24 protein-coding genes are annotated in these 25,016 nt (G+C 44.5%); 13 read left to right on the forward strand and 11 right to left on the reverse strand.

All coding sequences use genetic code 11. The features are described 5' to 3' along the window. The first annotated feature begins 424 nt into the window (after positions 1 to 424). Entirely contained in the window at positions 425 to 1,498 is a 1,074-nt protein-coding gene (locus ABNE31_RS03530; RefSeq protein ID WP_349352394.1) for a PA0069 family radical SAM protein, read from the forward strand. A gap of 1,050 nt (positions 1,499 to 2,548) precedes the next feature. Here ABNE31_RS03530 and ABNE31_RS03535 read toward each other — a convergent pair. The 4 genes from ABNE31_RS03535 to ABNE31_RS03550 all read right to left on the reverse strand — a co-directional run bounded on the left by ABNE31_RS03535 (position 2,549) and on the right by ABNE31_RS03550 (position 5,922). Then, positions 2,549 to 3,973: a Gfo/Idh/MocA family oxidoreductase gene (locus tag ABNE31_RS03535; RefSeq protein WP_349352395.1), complete on the reverse strand. Its 1,425-nt coding sequence runs from the start codon at positions 3,971 to 3,973 to the stop codon at positions 2,549 to 2,551. Between the two features lie 67 nt (positions 3,974 to 4,040). Beyond that, the gene (locus tag ABNE31_RS03540) at positions 4,041 to 4,697 is read right to left on the reverse strand and encodes an HD domain-containing protein (RefSeq protein ID WP_349352396.1); all 657 of its coding nucleotides are present in this window, start codon (positions 4,695 to 4,697) and stop codon (positions 4,041 to 4,043) included. Positions 4,698 to 4,699: 2 nt separating this feature from the next. After that, positions 4,700 to 5,434, reverse strand: a complete 735-nt coding sequence (locus ABNE31_RS03545; RefSeq protein ID WP_349352397.1) for a lysophospholipid acyltransferase family protein — start codon at positions 5,432 to 5,434, stop codon at positions 4,700 to 4,702. 77 nt (positions 5,435 to 5,511) lie between these two features. Continuing rightward, positions 5,512 to 5,922 carry a BrxA/BrxB family bacilliredoxin gene (locus ABNE31_RS03550; protein WP_349352398.1) on the reverse strand — a complete coding sequence of 137 codons (411 nt, stop codon included), beginning with the start codon at positions 5,920 to 5,922 and terminating at the stop codon, positions 5,512 to 5,514. Positions 5,923 to 6,044: 122 nt separating this feature from the next. On the opposite strand from ABNE31_RS03550, the gene ABNE31_RS03555 reads away from it, so the two are divergent. From ABNE31_RS03555 to ABNE31_RS03570, 4 genes are all read left to right on the forward strand, one after another. Continuing rightward, entirely contained in the window at positions 6,045 to 6,782 is a 738-nt protein-coding gene (locus tag ABNE31_RS03555) for a TerB family tellurite resistance protein (protein ID WP_306012798.1), read from the forward strand. Between the two features lie 10 nt (positions 6,783 to 6,792). Continuing rightward, positions 6,793 to 7,377, forward strand: coding sequence for a HupE/UreJ family protein (locus tag ABNE31_RS03560; protein WP_306012799.1), 585 nt, complete (start codon positions 6,793 to 6,795; stop codon positions 7,375 to 7,377). 85 nt (positions 7,378 to 7,462) lie between these two features. Then, the gene (locus ABNE31_RS03565; protein WP_349352399.1) at positions 7,463 to 7,900 is read left to right on the forward strand and encodes a dCMP deaminase family protein; all 438 of its coding nucleotides are present in this window, start codon (positions 7,463 to 7,465) and stop codon (positions 7,898 to 7,900) included. Positions 7,901 to 7,915: 15 nt separating this feature from the next. Continuing rightward, positions 7,916 to 9,544: a S41 family peptidase gene (locus tag ABNE31_RS03570; RefSeq protein ID WP_349352400.1), complete on the forward strand. Its 1,629-nt coding sequence runs from the start codon at positions 7,916 to 7,918 to the stop codon at positions 9,542 to 9,544. Between the two features lies 1 nt (position 9,545). Here ABNE31_RS03570 and ABNE31_RS03575 read toward each other — a convergent pair whose 3' ends face one another. Both ABNE31_RS03575 and ABNE31_RS03580 read right to left on the reverse strand, forming a co-directional pair. Beyond that, positions 9,546 to 9,746 carry a hypothetical protein gene (locus ABNE31_RS03575; protein ID WP_179383378.1) on the reverse strand — a complete coding sequence of 67 codons (201 nt, stop codon included), beginning with the start codon at positions 9,744 to 9,746 and terminating at the stop codon, positions 9,546 to 9,548. A gap of 9 nt (positions 9,747 to 9,755) precedes the next feature. Beyond that, complete coding sequence (locus ABNE31_RS03580; protein WP_127140527.1) at positions 9,756 to 10,340, reverse strand: MarC family protein; 585 nt, start codon at positions 10,338 to 10,340, stop codon at positions 9,756 to 9,758. A gap of 122 nt (positions 10,341 to 10,462) precedes the next feature. Between ABNE31_RS03580 and ABNE31_RS03585 the strand changes: the two genes are divergently transcribed. After that, complete coding sequence (locus tag ABNE31_RS03585; protein WP_179383379.1) at positions 10,463 to 11,035, forward strand: DUF3109 family protein; 573 nt, start codon at positions 10,463 to 10,465, stop codon at positions 11,033 to 11,035. On the opposite strand, the gene ABNE31_RS03590 is transcribed toward ABNE31_RS03585, so the two are convergent. From ABNE31_RS03590 to ABNE31_RS03605, 4 genes are all read right to left on the reverse strand, one after another. Further along, complete coding sequence (locus ABNE31_RS03590; protein ID WP_349352401.1) at positions 11,025 to 12,992, reverse strand: tetratricopeptide repeat protein; 1,968 nt, start codon at positions 12,990 to 12,992, stop codon at positions 11,025 to 11,027. The genes ABNE31_RS03585 and ABNE31_RS03590 overlap by 11 nt on opposite strands. Positions 12,993 to 13,005: 13 nt before the next feature. Then, complete coding sequence (locus ABNE31_RS03595) at positions 13,006 to 13,740, reverse strand: LytTR family DNA-binding domain-containing protein (RefSeq protein WP_179383381.1); 735 nt, start codon at positions 13,738 to 13,740, stop codon at positions 13,006 to 13,008. Positions 13,741 to 14,823: 1,083 nt separating this feature from the next. After that, positions 14,824 to 15,477, reverse strand: a complete 654-nt coding sequence (locus ABNE31_RS03600; protein WP_349352402.1) for a gluconate 2-dehydrogenase subunit 3 family protein — start codon at positions 15,475 to 15,477, stop codon at positions 14,824 to 14,826. Then, positions 15,477 to 17,195: a GMC family oxidoreductase gene (locus ABNE31_RS03605; protein WP_349352403.1), complete on the reverse strand. Its 1,719-nt coding sequence runs from the start codon at positions 17,193 to 17,195 to the stop codon at positions 15,477 to 15,479. The genes ABNE31_RS03600 and ABNE31_RS03605 overlap by 1 nt, the downstream gene beginning before the upstream one ends. Positions 17,196 to 17,331: 136 nt before the next feature. Between ABNE31_RS03605 and ABNE31_RS03610 the strand changes: the two genes are divergently transcribed. The 5 genes from ABNE31_RS03610 to ABNE31_RS03630 are packed head-to-tail and all read left to right on the forward strand — an operon-like array spanning position 17,332 to position 22,498. Next, entirely contained in the window at positions 17,332 to 18,330 is a 999-nt protein-coding gene (locus tag ABNE31_RS03610; protein WP_293281698.1) for a sugar phosphate isomerase/epimerase family protein, read from the forward strand. Positions 18,331 to 18,353: 23 nt separating this feature from the next. Next, complete coding sequence (locus ABNE31_RS03615; RefSeq protein WP_349352404.1) at positions 18,354 to 18,797, forward strand: DinB family protein; 444 nt, start codon at positions 18,354 to 18,356, stop codon at positions 18,795 to 18,797. A 22-nt stretch (positions 18,798 to 18,819) separates the two neighbouring features. Beyond that, the gene (locus ABNE31_RS03620; protein ID WP_349352405.1) at positions 18,820 to 20,076 is read left to right on the forward strand and encodes an MFS transporter; all 1,257 of its coding nucleotides are present in this window, start codon (positions 18,820 to 18,822) and stop codon (positions 20,074 to 20,076) included. Between the two features lie 27 nt (positions 20,077 to 20,103). After that, entirely contained in the window at positions 20,104 to 21,342 is a 1,239-nt protein-coding gene (locus ABNE31_RS03625; RefSeq protein ID WP_179383387.1) for an MFS transporter, read from the forward strand. Positions 21,343 to 21,361: 19 nt separating this feature from the next. Further along, complete coding sequence (locus ABNE31_RS03630) at positions 21,362 to 22,498, forward strand: Gfo/Idh/MocA family oxidoreductase (RefSeq protein ID WP_349352406.1); 1,137 nt, start codon at positions 21,362 to 21,364, stop codon at positions 22,496 to 22,498. Between the two features lie 89 nt (positions 22,499 to 22,587). On the opposite strand, the gene ABNE31_RS03635 is transcribed toward ABNE31_RS03630, so the two are convergent. After that, positions 22,588 to 23,052 (reverse strand): ASCH domain-containing protein, encoded by a 465-nt coding sequence (locus ABNE31_RS03635; RefSeq protein ID WP_179383389.1) that lies wholly within the window; start codon positions 23,050 to 23,052, stop codon positions 22,588 to 22,590. 163 nt (positions 23,053 to 23,215) lie between these two features. Between ABNE31_RS03635 and ABNE31_RS03640 the strand changes: the two genes are divergently transcribed. Further along, the gene (locus ABNE31_RS03640) at positions 23,216 to 24,268 is read left to right on the forward strand and encodes a sugar phosphate isomerase/epimerase (protein WP_349352407.1); all 1,053 of its coding nucleotides are present in this window, start codon (positions 23,216 to 23,218) and stop codon (positions 24,266 to 24,268) included. After that, positions 24,265 to 25,011, forward strand: a complete 747-nt coding sequence (locus ABNE31_RS03645; protein WP_349352408.1) for a DUF1080 domain-containing protein — start codon at positions 24,265 to 24,267, stop codon at positions 25,009 to 25,011. Before ABNE31_RS03640 ends, ABNE31_RS03645 begins: the two co-directional genes overlap by 4 nt. Positions 25,012 to 25,016: the final 5 nt, after the last annotated feature.

Below are 25,016 nucleotides of genomic sequence, written 5' to 3' on the forward strand. Positions count from 1 at the left end.
GAATTAGCACCAATAGGACTCATTGTCATTTCGAACTGTCACCCCGAGCGTTGGTCATTGAGCGAAGTCGAAATGAGTCGAGGGGGAAGTTGAGAAATCTATCGGAAGTCCGAAGCAAATATTTGTTTGTCAGTACGAGTGTTTTTTGGTGAGTTTTTGAAAAAAGGAGCCAAAAAAAGTATCGAGAACTAGTGAAAGGTTCTTAATTGGTAGTCTGCAGCAGGCAGGTCTAGAAATCTTTAGGAAGTCCGAAAGCGCTAAATCGGATATTTTGGTGTCATTCCGTTCGGTTGCTGATTGCCTGACTGGACGCGATGTAGCGATGGGTGTAGCCGCTGCATTCGAGATAATCCGTGAAATTCGTGTCAAACTTAAATATTTAAATAAAAGGAAATAATCCATATATTTGGAATAAATCCAATACATGAATCCCGAAAACTATATCAAAGGAAGAGGCGCACAGCAGAATACCGACAACCGGTTTTTGCAGCATTCTTTTGAACTTCGGGATGATTTTTTGGAATTCTGTCGGTTGGAGGGAGAAGAAGCGGAAAGCAACAAAACGACCTATATCCCCATTTTTCCCAAGACCATAGTGAATAAAGTGGAGAGTCCCGATGTGGGCATGCAGTACTCCATGAACCCCTATCAAGGTTGTGAGCATGGATGCGTGTACTGTTACGCCCGAAATACGCACGAGTATTGGGGCTATAGTGCCGGGTTGGATTTTGAACGGAAGATATTGGTCAAAAAATCGGCTCCGGAACTTTTGGAGGCCAAGATTAAACATAAAAATTGGAAGGCACAGACCATCGTACTTTCAGGAAATACGGATTGCTATCAACCTGCGGAACGGGAATACGAAATCACCCGAAAGTGTTTGGGGGTGTTTTTAAAATATCGGCATCCCGTTGGCATCATTACCAAAAACGCCCTTGTTTTAAGGGATTTGGATGTGTTGAAAGAATTGAATCAGTATGGTTTGGTGGGCGTATATATTTCGGTGACTTCGCTGTCCGAAAAAACAAGGCGTTTACTGGAACCTCGAACGGCTTCCATCCAAAAGCGCCTCAAAACCATCCAAACCCTATCCGAAAATGGCATTCCCGTAAACGCGATGTTGGCACCCATGATCCCTGGAATCAATTCGCATGAACTGTTGCCATTGGCCAAAGCCGTGGCCGACCATGGTGCACGTTCGTTTGGCCTTACGGTGGTTCGACTCAATGGGGCGATTGGTCAGCTGTTTTCAGATTGGCTCAGAAAGGCCATGCCAGACAGGGCCGAAAAGGTACTGCACCAAATACAAGATTGCCACGGAGGAACGGTAAATGATTCCAGATTCGGAACCCGAACGAGGGGAGAGGGCAAAATTGCGGAGCAAATCCATCACATGGCACAACTCGCCAGGAAAAAATATTTTCGGGATAAAAGCTTTCCTACCCTGAACACAGAACTTCATGAACATTACAAAGATGGGCAGTTAAAGTTGTTTTGAGTTTTTGTTAGCAGTTGGAAGTCCGAAGTTGGGAGTTACGAGTTATGGGTTTCGGGTTTCGTGTTGCGAGGTAGGATGTCATTTCGAGCGCAGTCGAGAAATCTATCCGGAGTCGGAAATCAGTCAGCAGTGGACAGTGGGCAGTTGTTGATTTTGTAAGATAGCGGGTCAGTTCGAGTGTTTTTTGGCGGTTTTTGAAAAAAAGAGGCAAAAAATGTATCGAGAACCTAGTTCAGTGAGAAACCAAGAGCCAAAAATCAAGACTGAGGAGAGTAAAGACCATGGAAAATAGACTTGGTTTGATGGGAAATAGTCAATAGGCAGTCGACACTAATTTCACAAATTGGCACCAATGTGGTTCTTTGTCATTTCGAACTGTCACCCTGAGCGCAGTCGAAGGGGAAGTCGAGAAATCTATCGGGAGTCGGAAATCAGTCAGCAGTGGGCAGTTGTTGATCTTGTAAGATAGGGGGTCAGTTCGAGTGTTTTTTGACGGTTTTTGAAAAAAAGAGGCAAAAAATGTATCGAGAACCTGGTTCAGTGAGGAGCCAAGAGCCAAGAATCTAGATTCAGGAGAGAAAAGACGATAGAAAATAGACTTGGTTTGATGGGAAATAGTCAATAGGCAGTTGACACTAATGTCACGAATTAGCACAAATAGGGTTCTTTGTCATTTGAAATGAATTTTTTAGGCTTAAACCCTAAACCCTAAACCCTAAACCCTAAACCCTAAACCCTAAACCCTAAACCCTAAACCCTAAACCTTGAACTTGAAACTTCTACTTGACCTTTGAGTTTGAGTTTTTCAATCAGATTTCTCCATCGATGCTTCACATCTTAGTCGAAATGACCTTTTTTGAATTTGGACTTGCCTTTTGAGTTTGAACTTGAAATCTGAACTTGAGTTTTTCTGTTGGATTTCTCAATCGATGCTTAGTATCTCATGTCGAAATGACTTAACTGGCCTCGAATATCCATCTTCACCTGATGTATTGAGAACAAAAAATGGCCCGAAACGGACCATTTTATATATCAATTTTCTTAGTTTACTTATTCCAACTCCCAGCCTTCACGGTAATCGCGCGTTACCCATTCGTTGGCCTTCTCGTAGTTGGTAATTCTCATGTTCTCGCCATCCCACATCAACTTTCTTCGCCCTGGGGAGTTGTAGGGGTTCCAGTCCTTTGCAGTTTTACCAGGCTGTAATTCTTTATACTGGTAGGCTTTTACGGCAAGGTTCCCCATCAACACGGTCTCTGTTAGTTTTCCTGCTTTTTCAAAATTGGAAGAAGTTGGCGTTCCGTTTTGGCAACCGTCCACAAAGTTGGCAATATGGCCATTCATTCCGCCCGGTACCCGTGGATATTTGGCAGCAGGGGCTTTGTAGAGGTCCATCATTTCGGAGGGCAATAAACGGGCGTTTCTGGAATAGGTGTCACACACCAAAATGCCCTTGTCGCCATAAATCACCGTTCCACCACCATTGTCACCGATGGTTTCGCCATCTTTTAATTCGTCGGGTAAATTTGGTTTCAAACCGCCATCGTACCAGTTTAGGGCAATGTCGCCGTGCTCTTCGTGCTCAAATTTGAGGTGTATCTTGGAAGAAGGTGGACAGGAATGACTGTAATCCGCTTCCACAAAATCATCTACCCAAACGGTGGTACAACTGGCTTCGGCCTCCGTAGGATACCCGAGGTCCAGCACACTGAAGGGTGTTTCCATAATATGGCAGCCCATGTCACCCAAGGCACCGGTTCCAAAATCCCAAAACCCTCTCCATTTAAACGGAAGATAGGCATCATTGTAATCCCGCATTTTGGCGGGCCCTAACCACAGGTCCCAATCCAATCCTCTTGGGATACGGTCCTTCTGGGTAGGCATGGGCACTCCTTGGGGCCATACAGGTCGGTTGGTCCAGCAATCAATGGTGTGTACCTTTCCAATAATACCGGATTCCACCCATTCACGGGCAATACGGCTATCGTCGCTGGAAGCTCCTTGATTCCCCATTTGGGTGGTGATCCCATTTTCGCGGGCTACCTTGGTCATTAATCGGGCTTCTTGTATGTTGTGCGTGAGCGGTTTTTCCACATAGGCGTGCTTTTTTTCACGCATAAAAGGCAGCGCAATGGTAGCATGTGTATGGTCGGGCGTCGCCACCATAATCGCATCGATATCGCTCAAGCGTTCATCAAAAACCTTGCGGAAGTCTTTGTATCGTTTTACATCGGGAAACTGTTCGTAGGTTTCTTGGGCACGGCGGTCATCCACATCACAAAAGGCCACGAACTTAACGCGTCCCGTATCGTTGAGTCCATTGATAACGTTATTTCCCCTACCACCAACACCAAAGCCTGCCACATACAGGGTGTCGCTGGGGGGAACGTGGGTCTTGCCCAACACATGACTCGGAACAATGGAAAACGCAGCCGAAGCCGCTGCGGTATTTTTGATGAACTTTCTTCTTTGCATCTTGTTTAGTTTGATTTTTTATGTGAGTTCCCAAGATACAAAAAAGGGGAAAAAGAAAGTCTAGGATTTATACTGACCCTTCCCATTCCTTGTAAAACTGTTCCAGATAATCCAACATAAATTGATGCCGTTTTTCGGCCAGTTTTTTTCCAGTTGGGGTACGCATCCCGTCCTTGAGCAAGAGCAATTTTTCGTAGAAATGGTTGATGGTGGGGGCTTTGGATTTTTTATATTCTTCCTTGGTCATGTTCAGGTTAGGGGGCACGTTCGGGTTGTACAGTTCCCTATTTTTAAAGCCTCCGTAGTTAAAGGCCCTGGCAATGCCAATGGCACCAATGGCGTCCAATCGGTCGGCATCTTGAACAATGTCCATTTCTTTGGAAGTGAATGTCTCCCCATCCTGCTCCAGACTATTTTTAAAGGACATGTGGCGTATAATATTGACGACGTGCACTGTGGTTTCGTGTGAAACCTGCTGGGTCTCCAAAAAATCTTGGGCGGTCTGTGGTCCTATCTGCTCGTCTCCATTATGGAACTTGGGGTCTGCAATGTCGTGCAGCAAAGCGGCCAATTGCACCACAAGGGAGTCACCTTCTTCATGCTGCAACAAAAGTTTGGAAGTATTGAAAACACGTTGGATATGGAACCAATCATGACCTCCTTCGGCATCGCTCAGTTCCCTTTTTACAAAGGCGATGGTATTTTGAATAAGTTGGTTTTCCATTATTATCCCGTTTTGACCCCAGAAACAATTAGGTTTTCAATTTGGGTGATGAGCTCATCAGGGTTTCCCGAATTTTCTATGGGCGGATGCACATCAAAGGTGACGTGGGAACCCAATCCCATTGGGAATTTGCCGTAACGGAGCAGTTTCCATGAATTATTAATGCTGATGGGCACGATTAGGGCCGATGGCGCATTTTTCATCATCACTTTTAGACCAGTGGTCCTAAAGGGCTTGGGCACCCCGTTTCGGCTTCGGGTGCCTTCAGGAAAAATCACGGCACTGCGGTTGTTGGTTTCAATGTACTTGCCCAATTTTTGAAGCTCGGCAATGGATTGCTTTGGGTCTTTTCTGTTGATCAGCGCAGAACCTCCATGGCGAAGGTTATAGGAAACGCTCGGGATGCCTTTTCCCAATTCTATTTTGCTGACAAACTTAGGATGGTACTTGCGCATGTACCAGATAATCGGTGGAATATCGTACATGCTTTGGTGATTGGTCACAATGATGAGGGGTCTATCCGTTGGAAGTTGCTGTTGGTTTCTGAAAGTATACCGGGTTCCCAAAACATTCGTGCACCGCATAATGAACCAATTGAGGACGGATACACTTTTTTTGTGAGCATTATATCCAATCAGATTGAGACACAACCATTGTATGGGATGAAAAATGACCAATACCAGACCAAACAACAGGAAAAAGAGGATGGTCAAAGGATAGGATAACAATTTTAGCACTATGATGGTTTTTAGGTTGCGTAAAAATAAAAAAACCACCTATTAAGGTGGCTATTTGTTATAGGATTTGCCCAATGTTAGCAATGCTCGTTGTAGGCTTCCATCAGGTTTTCCGCGATAAGTTCGGCAGGCCTGCCCTCAATGTGGTGTCTTTCGATCATGTGCACCAACTCCCCATCTTTAAACAAGGCCATGCTTGGTGATGATGGAGGGAACGGAACCATATGGTTTCTTGCTGTTTGCACGGCATCCATGTCCACACCTGCAAAAACAGTTACCAAGTTGTCGGGTGTCTTACTATTTTGAAGGCTCAATTTGGCTGCAGGTCGGGCATTGGCCGCTGCACAGCCACAAACCGAATTAACTACGACCAATGTGGTGCCACTCTTTTTAAGGGCGTTTTCCACGGCTTCGCTTGTATGTAGTTCTTCAAACCCGGCCATGGCCAAGTCTTCGCGCATAGGTTTTACCAATTCTTCTGGATACATAGGCTTCGATTTAATTAGGTGACAAAGATAAGGGATCGTTTGGTTTTTTTCATCACCCTTAACATTGCATAAAGCTTTGTTTGTCAATCAAACCCCTATCTTTGCCCTTTAAATTTTGATGCATGATCAAGTGGATAGCCGCCTTTCTCGGTTATTTTATGTTTAGGTTTCCTGGAGCGGTTTTGGGATTTATCGTGGGGACATTCTTGGATAATCTAGGAGGTTCCGGTAGCAGGTCGGGTTCCATTTTCGAAAATGTGACGCGCCAATCGGTTTCTCCGGCCGATTTTGAGTTGAACTTGCTTTCGTTGTGCTCTATCATCATCAAGGCCGATGGACAGGTAAATCAACGGGAGCTCGACTATGTGCGCCAATATTTTCTGAGCACCTACGGCAAGGAAAAGGCCAATGCCATTTTCAGGACGTTCAACGAGGTCATCAAAAAAAGGGAAATATCCGCCCAGCGAATTTGTAATTTTATGGTGCAACGAACCCGCTACGAGGTGCGGTTGCAAATGTTGCACTTTCTGTTCGGCATTGCCCAGTCCGATGGGCAGGTGAGCAAGGCAGAAGTTGAAAAACTCCGCGAAATTGCCGGGTACTTTCGGTTGAGCCAACACGATTTTGAGAGTATCATGGCCATGTTCATCAAATCGGCGGATACGGCCTATAAAATTTTGGAGATCGAAAAGACGGCTACCGATGAAGAAGTGAAGAAGGCCTACCGTACCATGGCCAAAAAGTACCATCCGGATAGGGTGGTGACGGAGAACGAAGCCATACGAAAAGGAGCAGAGGAGAAGTTCAAGGAAGTGCAAAAGGCTTACGAGACCATACAAAAAGAAAGAGGTATTTCTTAACCAATATATTATGCAAGAGTTTTTGTTCTACATCAAGTTGGGGCTGGACCACGTGCTGGATTTTGGCGCGTATGATCATATCCTGTTTTTGTCGGCCTTGGCCGTACCCTTTACCTTTAGGTATTGGAAGCGGGTAGTCATTTTGGCCACGATTTTTACCGTAGCGCATTGCGTTTCCTTGGCATTATCGGTCTACGAAGTGGCAACTTTGGATGTCGGTTTGATTGAATTCCTGATTCCCATAACCATTCTGCTTACGGCCCTTTTCAATTTCACCTATGTATACAAGGAAGCGTTGGATGTGGGTCTTTTTCTTCATGCGTTGGCCACGGCATTCTTCGGGCTGATCCACGGCTTTGGGTTTTCCAATTACTTTAAAATGTTGATGGCAGAGGAGGAGGACAAGATTACCCCTTTGTTGGGTTTTGCCACGGGAATCGAGCTGTCCCAGGTTACCATTATATTGGTGGTTTTGGCCATCGCCTATGTAGTTTTGGACCTATTCAAGGTAAGGCGTTCCATTTTTATAGCAGTAGCATCAATTTTAATCATTGCCATTACAATACCCCTGCTTATTGCTACGTTCCCCAAGTAGGAACCTTCGTTAAATTTTATCGAATAAGGTTGTGAGGGTCTTGTAAAGCAGGTATATTTAGTTAAATATCAGCGTTTTTGGATTTATGAAGGCGAGCAAACAAGAAAAATACGACAAAGCCTACTTGCGGATGGCCCAAGAGTGGGGAAAACTATCGTATTGCAAAAGAAGGCAGGTCGGCGCCATTATCGTCAAGGATAGAATGATCATTTCCGATGGTTACAATGGAACACCCACTGGTTTTGAGAATTACTGTGAAGACGAAGAGGGCTACACCAAATGGTACGTGCTCCATGCTGAAGCCAATGCCATTCTTAAGGTAGCCTCATCCACACAATCCTGTGAAGGGGCCACTTTGTACATTACGTTGTCCCCGTGTAGGGAGTGTAGCAAGCTCGTTCACCAAGCTGGCATAAAACGTGTGGTATACCAGAAAGCGTACAAAGACGACTCTGGATTAAAATTTCTGGAAAGGGCAGGCGTAGAGATTGTGCATTTGCCTGTTTTGGAAGAAATGGTTTAAAACCATAATTGCTATATGAAAAAGATTAAAGGATATATTTGGCCCACGTTACTTGCTTTAGCGGTGGCTCTTGGCATATTTATCGGAGGCAAGCTCCATTTTAACGATTCGCCGGAGAAGCTCTTCTCCACCAATTCCAAAAAGGATAAACTCAACAGGCTTATCGACTACATCGACTATGAGTATGTGGACGATGTGGATACCGATAGCATTGTGGATGTGACCGTCAACAATATTTTGGGCAAGTTAGACCCGCACTCTGTATACATTCCCAAAGATGAAATGAAGGACGTTGCGGAAAGCATGAAAGGGGATTTTGCTGGAATAGGAGTGAGTTTCTACATGTACCGCGATACCATTACCGTAATCAGAGCCATTAAAAATGGTCCAAGCTACATAGGGGGCATCAAACCTGGCGACCGTATCCTTATGGCCGACAATGACACCCTTTTCGGACGTAGAATAGCCAACGACGATGTGGTTTCCACTTTAAAAGGTAAAATAGGGACCAAGGTCAATCTCAAGGTATATCGAAAGAGCGAAGATAAACTTATGGATGTTCCTGTGGTCCGTGATAGGGTGCCTATCCGCAGTGTGGATGCCTACTACATGCTCACCAAGGATATGGGCTACATCAAAATCAATCGTTTTGCCGAGTCCACCTTTGATGAGTTCAAAGACGCGCTCAGAAAATTGAAGTTGCGCGGGGCCGAAAAGTTAACGCTTGACCTCAGGGACAACCCTGGCGGATATTTGGGCATTGCCGAGCAATTGGCCGATGAGTTTTTGGGTGAGGATAAATTGATTCTGTTCACCAAGAACAAAAAAGGGCGAATCAACAAGGCGTATGCCACCAAGAAAGGGGATTTTGAGGACAAACCCGTTTATGTGTTGATCAATGAACGTTCCGCATCTGCCAGTGAAATTATTGCGGGTGCTTTGCAAGACAACGATATTGGGACCATTGTGGGGCGCCGTTCTTTTGGAAAGGGACTTGTGCAGCGCGAAATGGATTTGGGCGATGGCTCAGCGGTTCGGCTGACCGTTTCCCGATACTACACCCCAACAGGACGTTCCATCCAAAAATCCTATAAGGATGGCAACTACGATTATTACCATAGGTTCATGGAGCGATACGAAAGCGGAGAACTGCTCTCTGCGGATAGTATAAAAGTAGCCGATTCCTTAAAGTTTGTTACCCCAAAAGGAAAGGTGGTCTATGGTGGTGGAGGAATCATTCCCGATGTATTTGTGCCTATTGGCAGTAATCAAGAGGAAGCCATTGAGAGTATGGATGAGACCTATCAATTCTTTGCAAGGTTTATTTTTGAGCACTTGGAGGAGGATAGGACCCGATATGAAGGGTACACCCAAAACGAGTTTTTGGATGAATTCCGAGTGGATGATATCCTTTTTGATAACTTCATCCAATTTGTGCTGGACCGCAAGATAAAGTTGGACTTCTACGCTTACGAAGACAAAATAAAAGCTTACCTAAAAGCCAATATTGCCGAACAACTGTTCTCACCCAATGTGTCCGCACAAATAAAAGGGGATTACGACAGCATGTTGCAACGGGTCAAGGAGTTGGACAAGGCCGATATCGAAGCTTCACAACTTGGTGCGGTAGAAATGAAACCTTAGATCAATCCTTCAGTTTCTTGTCGATTTTTTTGGAAGTCATAAAAATCAACATCAACACAATGGCACACAACGAGGCCACTATCCCGATAAGGGCAATGGTGCTATCGCCCTGAAAAGGCTGTTCAAAATCGACCAAGGTGACGTTAAAGGCAATAAGGGCCAAAGCAAGTACGATTAAAATTACGGCGAAGGTCTTGTTCATAGCATTGTTTTAAGCAGCGTGCGACAATAACTCGTTTACATTGGTGGCAAAAAGCTTTACGGCAATGGCCATTAAGATGACCCCAAACACTTTTCGAATAATATTAAGTCCATTTTTGCCCAAAATCCGTTCGATCTTGGCACTGGACTTTAGCACGATGTATACAAAGATAACGTTTATAATAATGGCGACGATAATGTTCTCCACGTGGTATTCTGCCCGTAACGAGAGAATGGATGTCAAGGTGCCCGCACCGGCAATCAATGGGAAGGCGATGGGCACAATGGAGGCCGTCTCAGGCTCATCATCCCGGTAAAGCGAAATGCCTAAAATCATTTCAATAGCCAGGAAAAAGATGATAAAAGCCCCCGCCACGGCAAAGGAGTTGACATCTATACCTATCAATTTTAGGATGCTTTCACCAACAAATAGGAAGGCAATCATGATACAGGTGGCCACAATGGAGGCCTTTTCGGACTGCACGTGTCCCACTTTGCGGCGAAGCGATAAAATAATCGGGATACTTCCCAAAATATCTATCACGGCAAACAAGATCATTCCAGCGGTGGCTATTTCCTTAACGTTAAAATTCATGGCGTCATTTTTTTCGGACGGCAAATTTACAGGTAAAAAATACTTTTGGATCACATAAAATGTTTAGAAATCATCAATTTTTTGGTTTTGGATTACCTTTGCCAAAAAAGTAAGGGCAGACTATGTTCCAGATTGGAAAAACCATTGTATCCGAAGAGATTTTGGAGAACGATTTTGTATGCAACCTAACCGCATGCAAAGGTGCTTGTTGTGTAGGAGGAGAATACGGGGCGCCATTGGAAGATGCTGAAACCGATAAATTGGTGGACATCTACCATAAGGTGAAACCGTTTTTGCGTCCTGAAGGTATTGCTGCCATTGAAGAACAGGGTGCTTTTGTAAAAGGTGAAGATGGGGAATGGGAAACGCCTTTGGTGGACAACAATGAATGTGCTTATGTGATCTTTTCCGATAAGGGCATTGCCAAATGCGGTCTCGAAGCTGCCTACGAAGCGGGAGCTACCAAGTGGAAAAAACCTCTTTCTTGCTATTTATACCCTGTTCGCACACGGGAGTACAGCGAATTCACCGCGGTGAACTACCACAAATGGGAAATATGCGACCCTGCCTGTACTTTGGGGGCAGAACTAAAGGTGCCGATATACAAATTTGTAAAGGATGCCTTGATCAAAAAGTTTGGCAAAAAGTGGTATAGCGAACTGGAAGAGGTCGCGGCAGCAAGCGCTAAATCGTAGGGATGTCCAATACCACTTTGGTTCCGTTGGGATCCCCGTTCTCATCGAACAGGTCCAAAATATCCACATCAAATTTGTTCTGGTAGTCCTTGGCAAAATTGGCCAAGCGTTCCTTGGTGATGCGAATTCCAAGCGATTTGCGTTTCAATACCCGATTTTCCTTGTTTACCTCGGCCATGGTGCGCCCAATGCCATTGTCCACAATCTCTATGGAAACATGGCCCTTGTCCTTGTGTTTCACGTTGATCTGGATTTTTTTATCCCCTTCTTTTGGTGATAATCCGTGCCAGAGGGAGTTTTCCAAAAAGGGTTGCAGGGTGAGCGAAGGTATTTTGATGTTGTCTATATTGATATCTTCCTCTACCTCAATCTTAAAATCGATTTCATTGGAAAAGCGTATGTTTTCAATGTTCATATAAAGTTCCATGGTCTCCAATTCTTCCGACAATGGGATTTCCTTTTGTGAAGATGCCTCCAGAATCTTACGGACGAGTTTGGAAAACTTGTTTAGGTAGTGAACAGCGTTTTTCTGTTCGTTGTTAATGATGTACAGCTTAATGGAATTCAACGAATTGAACAAAAAGTGTGGATTCATTTGGCTGCGCAGCATTTGCTGCTCCAAAGTGAGCACCCTTTTTTCGTTTTTGCTCTGGTATTGGCGGTAAAGAATATAAAGGATGGACGAAATCAGTCCTACGATCAACGCACTGACCAAAAGCGTTGTCTGGTTTTTTTTAAGTCGTAACCGCACAATTTCATTCTCTTTGGCCAACACCGCGATCTGGTTGTTCTTTTTCTCATTTTCGTACCGAACGATGATGTCGTTCATGTACCGGAGATTCGTAGCACTTGAAATCTGTTTTTCGGATTCGGATGCCTTTTTGTAGAATTCATATGCCATTTTGAAATTCCCCCTGGTTTGTTCTAAAAACGTCATTTTTTCGTATCCATAGAGGATATTGGTGGGAATATTTCGGTTTTGCGCCATTTTTAATCCCTCTTGGATAAAATCTTCTGCCACTTTGTAGTTCGCCAGTTTGGTATGGGCCCATCCTGTGTTGATGAAGACCAAGGAAGTAATGGAAAAGTCTCCGATTTTCTTGGCTTCTTCCTGCAAGGGTTCCAAGAGTACCAATGCCAGATAGGGCATGTCCTGCTTCAAGTAGATTTGGGCCAAACTATTCTTGCAAATGACACGGCCGATATCCGAATCGATTTCCTCGTTATAGGCCAAGGACTTTCTGTAGTTTTCCAGAGCGCCCTCCAAATCGCCTTTTTCTTCCAAGCAATGTCCGATGTTCTGGTGATTGATGGCCAAGCCCAACTTATTGTTCAGCTCCTCTTCCAGTTTTAGGGCCCTTTTAAACTGCATAATGGCCAAATCGTACTGTTCCAAGGTTTGGTACAGGTTTCCGATTCCGTTCAGGGCCACATTGATACTGCGCTTGATGTGGTTGGATGGGTTCTCGACTTCTTCTGCCAACTCGAGGGCCTTTTGGTTGTAGTCCAAAGCGGTTTTAATGGCATCCGTGCGTCTATAGACCACCCCGAGCATATTAAGGCTCAAAATCTTAAAGTCGGTACTATTGCCCTCCTCTGCCGCCTCCAGTGCCTGTTCATGTAGGTTGACAGACTTTTCGTATTGGGAAAAGTTACGGTATTTCATGCCCAATTGATTCAGCGCATAGGATTGTCCCACTGGATAATCGTTCGCTGCACTCAAGTCGGCAAAATATCGTAGAAGGGTGGTGTCCTTTTTTTCTTCATAAAGCTCTTGGTCCAGTACTTCATAAGTTTTTGGTTGCAACTGAACAAGGGTTTCCGCTTTTTCCTGAAATGCTTCTGGAATTTCTTGAGCTTCCAATCCCCCTAGAACCAAGAAAAAAAGGAAAGCCGTAACCGCCGACCTTTGTGCTCGATACAGGTTTTCGATGGGATGGAACTTTGATGTGGGCACGGGAATACGGGTATTAGAGCATATCCAAAAAATCGGATTTTTTTTGCCGGGACACTGGGATTTTATGGTTGGATTCCAAGACTACGTAGCCGTCCGTTTTTAGGAACTCCTTTATTTTATTAAGATTGATGATGTACGAATTGTGTATGCGGAAGAAACAGTTTTCGGGAAGCAGGGAATTGACCTCCTTTAATTTTTTGGTAAGTAGGATCTTTTGGCCGTCCGTCAAAAAAATGGTACTGTAGTTACCGTCGGATTCTGCATAAAGAATATCGTCGCTATGCAGGAAAACGAGCTTACCGTCGGTGTTGATGGTAATTTTTTTGCTCTGTGATTCTGAATTGAAGTTGAGCAATATTTTCTCCAATCGTTCTACCGTCAGGTTTTTGGCGTTGTATTTTTTGATTTTGGCCAGGGTTACTTCAAGATCATCGGAATCTATGGGTTTTAAAAGATAGTCGATGGCCTCGTTCTTCAGGGCCTGTAGCGCATATTGATTGTAAGCTGTGGTGATGACAACTGGAAAATCCTTGTTCTTTAGATTCTTGATGAACTGAAAACCGTCCATGGAGGGCATTTCGATATCGAGGAACAAACAATCGGGCGTGTTCTGTTCCAAATAGTTCAAGGCTTCGCGGGCATCTGTAAAGGATGCAATAATATCCACCTCATCGCTCAAATTGGTCAGCTCCCAACTCAAACTCTGAAGGGCCTTGATTTCATCATCGACGATTACGGCTTCTATCATAAAACTATATACCTAAATTCAAATTTAGAATTATTCTTCACATAGTGCTAAAATTATGTGTTAATGGATCAGCAGCACGTATAACTGGTATAAAAATCAAAATCAAGGGAAAAAGCCGCATTTTTTAAGAGTATCAAAATCAAAAAACAAGAAAAGGATTACAAACGGCAAAAAAATGGCAAAACCAATTATACATAAAATGATGCAATTTATACATAGAACCCCTATTGCATATTTGTTGTTAATTATCTTCGGCCTGACTAAAAAACCAATAGATACTGGAGCCATGCGAAAATGCATTGTTTTGTTCTTGATTTTTGTTGTAGCCTTGATCTTTGCCTCTGTGGCAGAAAAGAAAGAGACTAAATGGAACGAGGATTGGAAGGAAATGGTCGTGAAGAAATAGCTTAGGCTCCAAATGTTCTTTAAAATTTTGTATTACCAAAAAATTGTACGGCCACAGCAACCAATCATCTGATTGTATAAACCGCTTGCACAATTCATCTTTGATCAGGGTGTGATTCGGATTTGATTTTAGGTTTCGGGGGAACTACCTAGAACGAAAAGAATCTTTTAAACCAGGATTGAAGAGGCCGTACTCTTTGGTAATATATGGCTTTGGCCGGTTCATCATAAGAGTTTGACCAAGTAGGGATATTAGTTCTCCCCTTGGTCTTTTTTGTTTTATGTGGTTCTATTCCCGTTGGTCAACTCGATTTCTTGCTTTCCTCTAGATGTCAACATTTTATGTTAAAAACTTTGTCGTTGTTTCTGGCGTAGCCACTTTAGAATTTGACCGTATTTTTAAATCTTTGTCCACGCAAACCAAGACTTTCGTTTTCCATTAAAAATGGATGGAAATAAAGAAAAAGTTAACTGGGACGGTTAAGAATTTTGTTGCAGTGATGCCTATTTTTACCACCAGTTTTAGTGCTGGATTACAGTACGTGTGATAGTGTTTATTGATTTAATACCTCGGACAAGTTCACCCCACAATAGAACATTCCGGGGTATTTTTGTTACTGTGGATAACTAAAAAAGCCCCCAAAACTGGAGGCTTTTCTGATTCGAGTGCTTTGCGATTTACAAAGACCAAGCTTTTCCGCCTGTCAATGTCTGCAGATCGCCGCAAGGGATGTACTCCCCTGGTATGGGTGCATAGGCCAGTACCTCTTCACCAATATATTCCGAGGATTTATAGGCCCAAGTGGCCAAGCCCCTTAAATCGTTGGCAAAAGAGAAGCGCACAACCTCGTCATCCAGAACTCCTTCGCCGCCTTCCATAATAGCCTCCATATAGTTCATGATGGCTTCGGAGTGGGCTTCCTCTTCCTCTTTCGTCCTTTTTCTCAAGTACGTTTTTAAGGCGGGTTCTATGTCTGCTGGTTCTATGTCCGTCAATGTTTCTTTACCAGAATCGGCAAGAACCTTATCATAGAAATTGTTCATTTGCATCATTACAAACTCCCGCTGTTCCAAAGGCATCACTTCGTCCAAATATGCGTCAATGAACACGTGTACGTTCATCTCGGTGGCAGAAGGTGTATCAGTTTTTGGCAGAATTACGTCCAGGGTCTGTGCCAAGGCGTAACCGTGTTCTTTGCTAAGGAAGCTTGGTGTCCATTCAGCAAATGCCGGCTTGTCCTTACAGCTCTGTAAAAGCGAGAGCAGGGTTGGGGTGGCTACGGCATATCCGAAAGCCAATCCCATATTTTTGAGTGCTGATCTTCTTTCCATTATATATTTCCTTTTTTAAGTTCTTGGGCGGCGTGGTTGGCTGCCCTTGCCGTAAATGCCATATAGGTCAACGATGGGTTCACGCAACTGGCAGAGGTCATAAATGCACCGTCGGTTACGTATACGTTCTCACATCCATGTACTTGGTTGTTCCCGTTTACCACAGAGGTTTTTGGGTCGCTTCCCATGCGGGCCGTTCCCATTTCGTGAATACCAAGACCAAGGGCGTAGGGCGCATCAAAAGGAGTAATATCCTTGGCACCTGCTTTCTCAAGCATCTGCACTGCTTGATCCTGCATGTCCTTACGCATGTTCAGTTCATTTTCCCGGATTTCCGCATCAAAGGTAACCGTAGGCAGTCCCCATTGATCTTTTTTATCGTAATCCAAGGTCATCTTGTTTTCGTGGTAAGGCAGTACCTCGCCAAAAGCGTTGATACTAAAGTTCCAACCTCCTGGGGTCAGCATGGCATCTTTATACTCTTTTCCAAAGGACGCTTCGGCGACCAATTCTTCGTAATTGCCCCTGCTTGCACCTCCTTGGTAACCGTAACCACGCTTAAAGAAGCTTACATCGGAGTCACCGCCCAAGTTTCTAAATCTCGGAATGTAGACACCGTTGGGCTTTCTGCCTTTGTAATATTTGTCCTCGAATCCATCAAACTTACCGGAAGCACCTACTTGGAAGTGGTGGTCCATCAAGTTATGGCCAAGCTCACCGGAATCGTTGCCCAATCCATTGGGGAATCGGTCCGATCTGGATTGCATCAAAATGGAAGTGGATGCAACCGCAGAAGCACAAAGGAATATCACTTTGGCCTTGAACTCGTAGGCTTCTTTGGTTTCCCTATCGATAACTTTTACGCCCGTAGCTTTTTTGGTATTTGGGTCGTAAATGATTTCATGAACAATGGAGTCCGGCCTTAGGGTAAGGTTGCCTGTGCGCTCCGCAACCGGAAGCGTTGAGGAAACACTGCTAAAGTATGCTCCGAATGGACATCCTCTAATACAACGGTTCCTGAATTGGCAACGTACACGGCCATCGCCCTCAAATTGTTTGTCACTATTAATGTGGGCCACCCTTCCTGCGGTAATCACACGACCATTAAAGTGTTCAGCCACTTTGCCGCGCACCAAATCTTCCACACAGTTGAGCTCCATCATCGGCTCAAATTTACCATCGGGTAATTGTGGCAAGCCCAGATTTTCACCGGAAACTCCAATAAAACTTTCCACTTTATCGTACCAAGGGGCTATATCCTTGTAGCGCACGGGCCAATCCACGGCAATGCCTTCGTTCTTGTTGGCCGTAAAATCGATATCGCTCCAGCGGTAGCTATGGCGACCCCACATAATGGAACGCCCACCTACATGGTAGCCACGCATCCAATCGAATCGCTTTACTTCGTTATACGGGTGGTCCAAATCGTTTACGAACCAATGTTTGGATGCAGCAGATGTGGTATACCCAGTTCTGGATTGTTTTTCCTGCTTCTTAATGTCTTCTCGGGTTGCCTGTCCTGCATGGGGAAAATCCCAAGGGTCTTTGTTGGCCGTTGGGTAATCGTCGCGGTGCTTCACCATGGGCCCACGCTCCAAGACCAAGGTCTTGAGACCGTTTTCGCACAATTCTTTGGCAGCCCAACCTCCACTGATGCCCGTTCCTACCACGATGGCATCATAGGATTCCTGCTCTTGATTGTAATAAAATTTACTCATTTATTCGGATTGTTTATTTGCTAAATGTATTAATTATTAAATTAATTTTCTACATTTAAACCCTATGTTTATTGAGAATTCAGCACTATAACGTTATAGTTTTTGGGTTCTCGAAGAAATTAACCAACGTAAAAATATGAACAAAAGTAGTTTAGCACAGAAAAGTATCGTCACGTTGATCGCAGTGGCTTTTTTGGGATTTTATTCCTGTAAACAGAATCCAAAGAAGGAAACGGCCGATGAAACCGCCACCGAAGAAGTGGCTGCCGAAGAGTCAAAACCAGATATTAAACTTTCCTTGGCCCAATGGTCCATGCACAAAATGATATTTGAGGAGGGCGTAGATCCTTACAGCTTTGCCGAGAAAGCCAGCGAGTGGGGTTTTGAAGGTCTGGAATATGTGAGCGGCCTGTACTACAAAGAACTTGAAGCGGCCGATTTTTCAGAAGAGGCCATGAACAACTGGGTAGAAAAAAGCAAGGCCGAAAGCGAAAAGTATGGATTAAAGAACTTGCTGATCATGGTCGATGGCCAAGGCGATATTGCTGTGCCGGACGAAGCAGAGAGGTCAAAGGCTGTGGAAAACCATTATAAATGGGTAGATGCCGCCGCTGCATTGGGCTGTCACTCCATACGTGTTAACCTCAATGGAAGCATGGAGCCCGAAGTATGGATGCCAGCATCCGTTGCCGGACTTACCCAATTGGCCACCTACGCCAAGGACAAAAACATCAACATCATTGTAGAAAACCACGGAGGACCATCATCCAATGCGCAATTGTTGGCGGAAGTGATGGAAAAAGTAGGTATGGACAACTGCGGTACTTTGCCCGATTTTGGGAACTTCTGCATCAAAAGGGAAGCTGGCGACTACTATTCGTCCAAATGTTTGGAAGAATATGACCGCTACAAAGGAACCAAAGAGCTGATGCCTTATGCCAAAGGTGTAAGCGCCAAATCTTACAGTTTCGATGAGCAAGGAAATGAAACAAGGGTAGATTACCCAAGAATTATGGAGATAGTGCTCGATTCTGGATACGAAGGTTTTGTGGGAGTTGAGTACGAAGGCTCCGAATTGAGCGAAGAGGAAGGCATTTTGGCCACCAAAAGACTCTTGGAAAGAATATTGGAGTAATCCGACCAAAGATGAATGGGTAGATGAAGGGATTTTTTCAACAGCTCTTCGATTACAATTATTATTGTAACAAAAAAATGATTGAACAATGCAGTGGTCCGGACAAGGTTCCGGACAACTGCATTAGACTTTTTAGTCACATACTCAATGCCCATCATATTTGGAACCAAAGAATTTTAGGGAATACGTCTGATTATGGGGTCTGGGACCTGCACATGTTAGAACGGTGGGAAGATATCCATTACGATAACCAACGTACCACCTTTGAAATTCTTTCCGGTACGGATGCCTTGGAAAATCGGGTGGAATACACCAATAGTGCAGGAAAGGTATTTACCAACGAAGTGAAGGACATACTTTTTCATATCATCAATCATTCAACCCACCACCGGGGACAAATGATGAGGACCTTTCGCGATGAAGGTCTCACGCCCGAACCTTTGGATTACATTTTTTACAAAAGATAGAAACCACTAACGCATAGTTTACATGAATAGTAAGATCAAACTCCAGCTCTCCTTTATGATGTTCCTCGAATTTTTTATCTGGGGAGGTTGGTTTGTTACCTTAGGAATATATCTGCCGAATACCTTGGGCGCCAGCGGCAGTGAAACGGCCCTTGCGTACTCTAGCCAATCGTGGGGAGCGATTATTGCCCCGTTCATTATCGGGCTTATAGCAGATAGGTACTTTAACGCAGAGCGCATTTTGGGTGTGCTCCATTTAATAGGGGCCTTCCTTATGTACCAAATGGCATCGGCCGACGATATTTCCATATTTGTGCCTTATGTTTTTGGTTATATGATTGCCTACATGCCCACATTGGCTTTGGTCAACTCGGTTTCGTTCAACCAAATGAAGGACCCGTCCAAAGAGTTTGCCTTTATCCGTGTGTTCGGTACCATTGGTTGGATCATCGCAGGTTTGGTCTTTATCAGTTTGATATTTCAATGGGATTCGCCTGAAAATATAGCCAACGGAGCACTTAGGAATACCTTTATCATGACAGCCATTGCGTCGGGTATTTTGGGAGTGTTCAGTTTTACCCTTCCAAAGACACCTCCAAAGGTGGACAAAGAAGAGAAAGTGTCCATTTCGGAAATATTGGGTCTCGATGCATTGAAACTTCTAAACGATAGGAACTATTTGATTTTCTTCATAGCCTCCGTTTTGATATGTATCCCGCTTGGGTTCTACTATCAGCATGCGGGTCAATATCTAGGGGAGATCGGAGCCTCCATCAATCTGGCAGGGTCGGAAATAGGACCCGCCGGAATGATGACCATAGGGCAGATATCCGAGGTTCTCTTCATGCTGTTATTGCCCTTTTTCTTTAAAAAATTCGGATTTAAAAAAACCATTTTGGTGGGAATGATCGCTTGGCTTGTGCGATACGTACTGTTTGCCTACGGGAACACAGGTGAGTTGGTATTTATGCTCATTATCGGGATTGCCTTGCACGGTATCTGTTATGACTTTTTCTTTGTGTCCGGTCAAATTTATACCGATACCAAAGCAGGTGAAAAATATAAAAGTGCCGCACAAGGATTGATTACACTGGCTACATACGGTATGGGGATGCTGATCGGATTCTGGGTGGCAGGTCAAATTGTGGATACCTATCAACTGCCCGATAATACCCACGATTGGGTAAGCGTGTGGAGATTCCCAGCTATCTTTGCCCTTGCGGTCGGAATTCTTTTTGCCGTACTTTTTAAAAATGAAAAAGTAGAATATAAATCTTAGGTACAACCAAAACCAACTAACTCAAACATGAAAAATGTAAACAAGAACCAGCTTTTTATAGCGGCCTGTATTTCACTCGTCGTTACATCCATGACCTTTGCCATTCGGGCCGGTATTTTGACCCAGCTGGGGGAAGAATTTGAACTTTCTAACCAGCAATTGGGTTGGATCAACAGTATGGCCTTTTTTGGATTTCCGATTGCCATGATCTTCGGAGGTCTGCTCTATAATAAGGTTGGAGCCCGCAAACTGATGGTGGCCGCCTTTGTATGCCATTTATTGGGCTTGGTGCTCACTATTGTGGCCGGAGGTTTCTGGACACTTATTATTTCAACCTTCTTTATTGGTTTTGCCAATGGTTCTGTGGAAGCTGCCTGTAACCCTATGATAGCTGACATGTACACCAAAAACCGTACGGCGATGCTCAACAAATTTCACGTTTGGTTCCCTGGAGGTATCGTGATCGGTTCCTTGATCTCCAAGTTCATGACCGATTTTGGAATGGGCTGGCAATTGCAGATCGGGGTCATGTTGATTCCTACGTTCATTTACGGTTATATGTTCTTTAAACAGCAATTCCCCGAAAGCGAACATATCGAAACAGATACTACAAAAAATATCAAAGGTCTTGCCGATCCCTTGTTCATCTTTATCCTGATTTGTATGACCCTTACGGCCATATCCGAATTTGGGCCACAGCAATGGGTGGAGCGTATCCTTGGAAACTCGGGGGCAAGCCCCATGTTGGTGCTTGCCATGGTAACGGGCATTATGGCCATTGGCCGATATTTTGCCGGGCCCATTGTACATCGCATCAATCCCATTGGTGTATTGCTTATGTCTGCCGTAGTGACTACCGCCGCGGTATATAGTATGAGCATTGCCGAAGGATCCATGATATATTTGGCCGCCATTTTATTTGCTTTGGGAGTTTGTTATTTTTGGCCTACCATGATCGGGTTTACCTCCGAATATCTGCCCAAAACAGGTGCTTTGGGAATGTCGCTGGTAGGTGGAGCGGGCATGTTCGCCACCTCCATTTGGCAACCGGTGATCGGAGGATGGCTGGACACCGCAAAAAATGAGGCATTGGCCTCTGGTTTGGCCGATCAAGTGGCCGAACTTACCGCCGGAAAGGCGACCTTGGGGAAAATGATGTTTTTCCCGCTCGCTGTAGCCGTGCTGTTCTTCATTTTATTCCTTTTACGAAAAAAGCTTGAAGAGCGAAGAGTGCCACAAGGACATGCAACGGAAGAAATTGTTTAATAAATATAAAGATTAGAAAATGCCGAAAAAGATTAGACTAGGAATTCTTGGAGGAGGAGGGGATTCTCTTATCGGGGTGCTGCACAGGGTCGCATCCTTCATCAATGACAACTACGAAATAGTGGGAGCGGTCTTCAATCCAGATCACGAGGACAGCATCGCCTTTGCCAAGGAGATAGACATACCTACCAACCGTATCTATAAAGATTTTGATACGCTGGTCGAAGAGGAAATGAAGTTGCCGGAAGATGAGCGTATTCAGGTATGCTCCATCCTTACACCGAACTTCCTTCATTTTCCCATGGCAAAGAAGCTGTTGGACCACGGGTTTCATGTCATTTGTGAAAAACCGATGACCACCACCTACGAAGAAGCCAAAATTCTACGGGATACCCTTAAAAAGGCCGGGACCGTATTCGCGGTGACCCATACCTATACCGGTTATCCTATGGTGCGCCAAATGAGGGAGATGATCAAGGAAGGCGTTATCGGAAAAGTGCACAAGGTCGATGCCCAATATTATCAGGGTTGGATGAACCCCATTATCCACGACAAGGAAAAAAGAGGCAGTGTATGGAGGTTGGACCCCAAAAAAGCAGGTATCAGTTCCTGTATGGGAGACATTGGGGTACATGCCTTTAACCTGATAGAGTTCACCACTGGATTGCAAGTGCAATCCCTTTTGTGCGACTTCAATTATGTTTATGATGACAATGTGATGGATATGGACGGAACGGCCCTTATCCGTTTGGACAAGAATGTAAAAGGCGTCATTCGGGCGAGTCAAGTGGCCACTGGTGAAGAAAACAACCTTACTATTGCCATTTACGGTCAAAAAGGAGGCTTGAAATGGGAACAGGAAAACCCAAACTATCTGTACAGGCTGAACGACCCCGAACCATTACAGGTATATAAACCGGGACATCAATACAACTCAGCATTGTCATTGGACGGTACTAAACTGCCACCGGGACACCCAGAAGGTATTTTTGATGCCATGGCCAATATTTATCTTGGCGTGGCAAAGGCCATTCGTGGCGAAGAGTACAATAGTGGCGAATTCCCTACCATGACGGACGGGGTTAGAGGCCTTAATTTTATTGAGAATACTGTGGCCTCCCACAAACAAGGAAATATTTGGGTAGACATGGATTGATTTCCGTTTACCTGAGCAATATGGCTGTTTGAAAAAAGAGTAGTAAACCTGAAAAAAGTTGAGGTTGAAGAACTTGTTTCAGGCAGCCATTACTTTTTAAAGAGCATTTCAAACTGTTCGAAAACCACGATCATACTCTCTTTGGGAGTTTTGTCGAATTGGGCAAGCTCACGCGTAAAGTTGTCCCAATGCACCTTTTTCCAGTGTTCGAGGCTTTTATCGCCAACACCTTCCAAACGCGCGTGTTCCTCTCTTACGCTGAAGTACGGGAGCAGTTTAACTGCAGTGGTGCGAATCACGCACTTGGCCTTTCCTTCCCAATCGGTCACCACGGCAAAATCTCCGATTTTGGGGAGTGGTTTCCCTTTTAATTGTAAAACTTGTAAGGAATGGGACGTTGCTCTTTTGGTCTCTTTACAGACCAAATCGGCACATAGGTTGGCATCTTTCTCGTTGTCGCCAAAGTGAATGACTTTAGGGGCATCCTCGGAGGCAAATTCCAAATGGGCATCCAAAAAATCGCCCCACAGATTTCGGGCAGAAGCATTATCCATAAGTAGTGTTTAAAAAAAAATGGTTAGCTGTTTTAATTGTTAACGAATTCCTATCTTTAGGTCTTAACCACATGAGACGTAAAAATAGCATAGTTTTTTTCTTAAATATAGAAGATAAATCCCAATTTGTTTGGGGTTATCGAATCCCTTAAAATTAATTTCAATGAAAACAATCAAAGGACCAGCAGTGTTCTTAGCGCAGTTCGTGGACAGTCAACCTCCGTTCAATACCTTGGACGGCATGTGTAAATGGGCCTCCGATTTAGGCTATAAAGGCATTCAGATTCCCACATGGGAATCGTTCCTCATAGATTTGGACAAGGCTGCCGAAAGTCAGGATTATTGCGATGAACTCAAAGGCAAGATCAATTCCTATGGATTGGAAATCACCGAGCTATCCACCCATTTGCAAGGGCAGTTGGTTGCCGTTCATCCAGCGTACGATATCATGTTCGATAATTTTGCTCCCAAGGAACTGCACGGAAAGCCCAAGGAACGTACCAAATGGGCCGTGGAAACCGTAAAAAAAGCAGCTACCGCCAGCCGAAGACTGGGGCTCAAGGCACACGCCACCTTTTCCGGTTCTTTGCTCTGGCACACCGCACACCCATGGCCACAGCGTCCAGCAGGCTTGGTAGAAATGGGATTTGAGGAATTGGCCAAAAGATGGATGCCCATTTTGGACCATTTTGATAAAGAAGGCGTGGATGTTTGCTACGAAATACATCCCGGCGAAGACCTTCACGATGGCGATACGTTTGAACGATTTTTGGATGCGACTGGCAATCACAAGCGCGTTAATATTTTATACGACCCAAGTCACTTTGTGTTACAACAATTGGATTATATCGCCTATATCGACCACTACCATGAGTTCATCAAATCCTTTCACGTAAAAGATTCCGAATTTAACCCAACTGGCAAGAAAGGTGCCTTTGGCGGTTACAATGATTGGGGGGATAGAGCAGGAAGGTACCGTTCTTTAGGTGATGGGCAGATTGACTTTAAGACCATTTTTTCCAAACTGACCCAATACGGATGCGATGTGTGGGCCGTAATGGAGTGGGAATGCTGTATCAAGAGTCCGGAACAAGGTGCTCGCGAAGGCGCTAAATTTATTCAAGATCATATCATAGAAGCCACAACCAAAACCTTTGATGATTTCGCGGGAGCGGACATCGATAAAGAAAAACTGAAAAACATACTGGGATTATGAAAAAACCATTGCTGTTCGTAGCCCTTGCCATTGCTGTTGCATGCAAGGATAAACCAAAGGAAAACAAAGAAGAAGTACAGGAAGAAATGACCGAGACCGTTGAAGAAAAAGAGTCAGAGTGGACCACACTTTTCGATGGTGAAAGCTTTGATGGCTGGCACATGTACAACGGGGGAGCCGTAACAGAACCTTGGAAATTGGAGGATGGCGCCATGGTGTTTTATCCACCCGAAGAAAGGCCCGAAGGCACTAGTTACAACCTCGTTAGCGACCAAGAGTTTACCGACTTTGTGCTGACCTTGGACTGGAAGATTGCCGAAGGGGGAAACAGCGGTATTTTTTGGGCCGTAAAAGAGGACGAAAAATACGGTCAACCTTATCTCACCGGACCCGAAATACAGGTGTTGGACAACGAACGCCATCCCGATGCCCAAAATGGTGATGATCGTTTGGCGGGAGCCCTTTATGATATGGTTTCACCGTCCAAGGATGTAACAAATCCTGCTGGTGAATGGAATACCGTTGAATTGATGATCAACCACAAGACCAATGAAGGACATGTAGTACTTAACGGAACCAAAATAGTGGAATTTCCCGTGCAAGGACCTGGGTGGGATGAATTGATTGCGAATTCAAAATTTGCCGATTGGGAAGATTTCGCCGCCTTCACTACAGGCAAGATTGGACTGCAGGACCATGGTGATATGGTCGCTTTTAGAAACATAAAAATTAAGGAGTTATAAGATGA

Origin of the sequence: Flagellimonas sp. MMG031 (genome assembly GCF_040112705.1) — a bacterium.
GTDB lineage: Bacteria > Bacteroidota > Bacteroidia > Flavobacteriales > Flavobacteriaceae > Flagellimonas.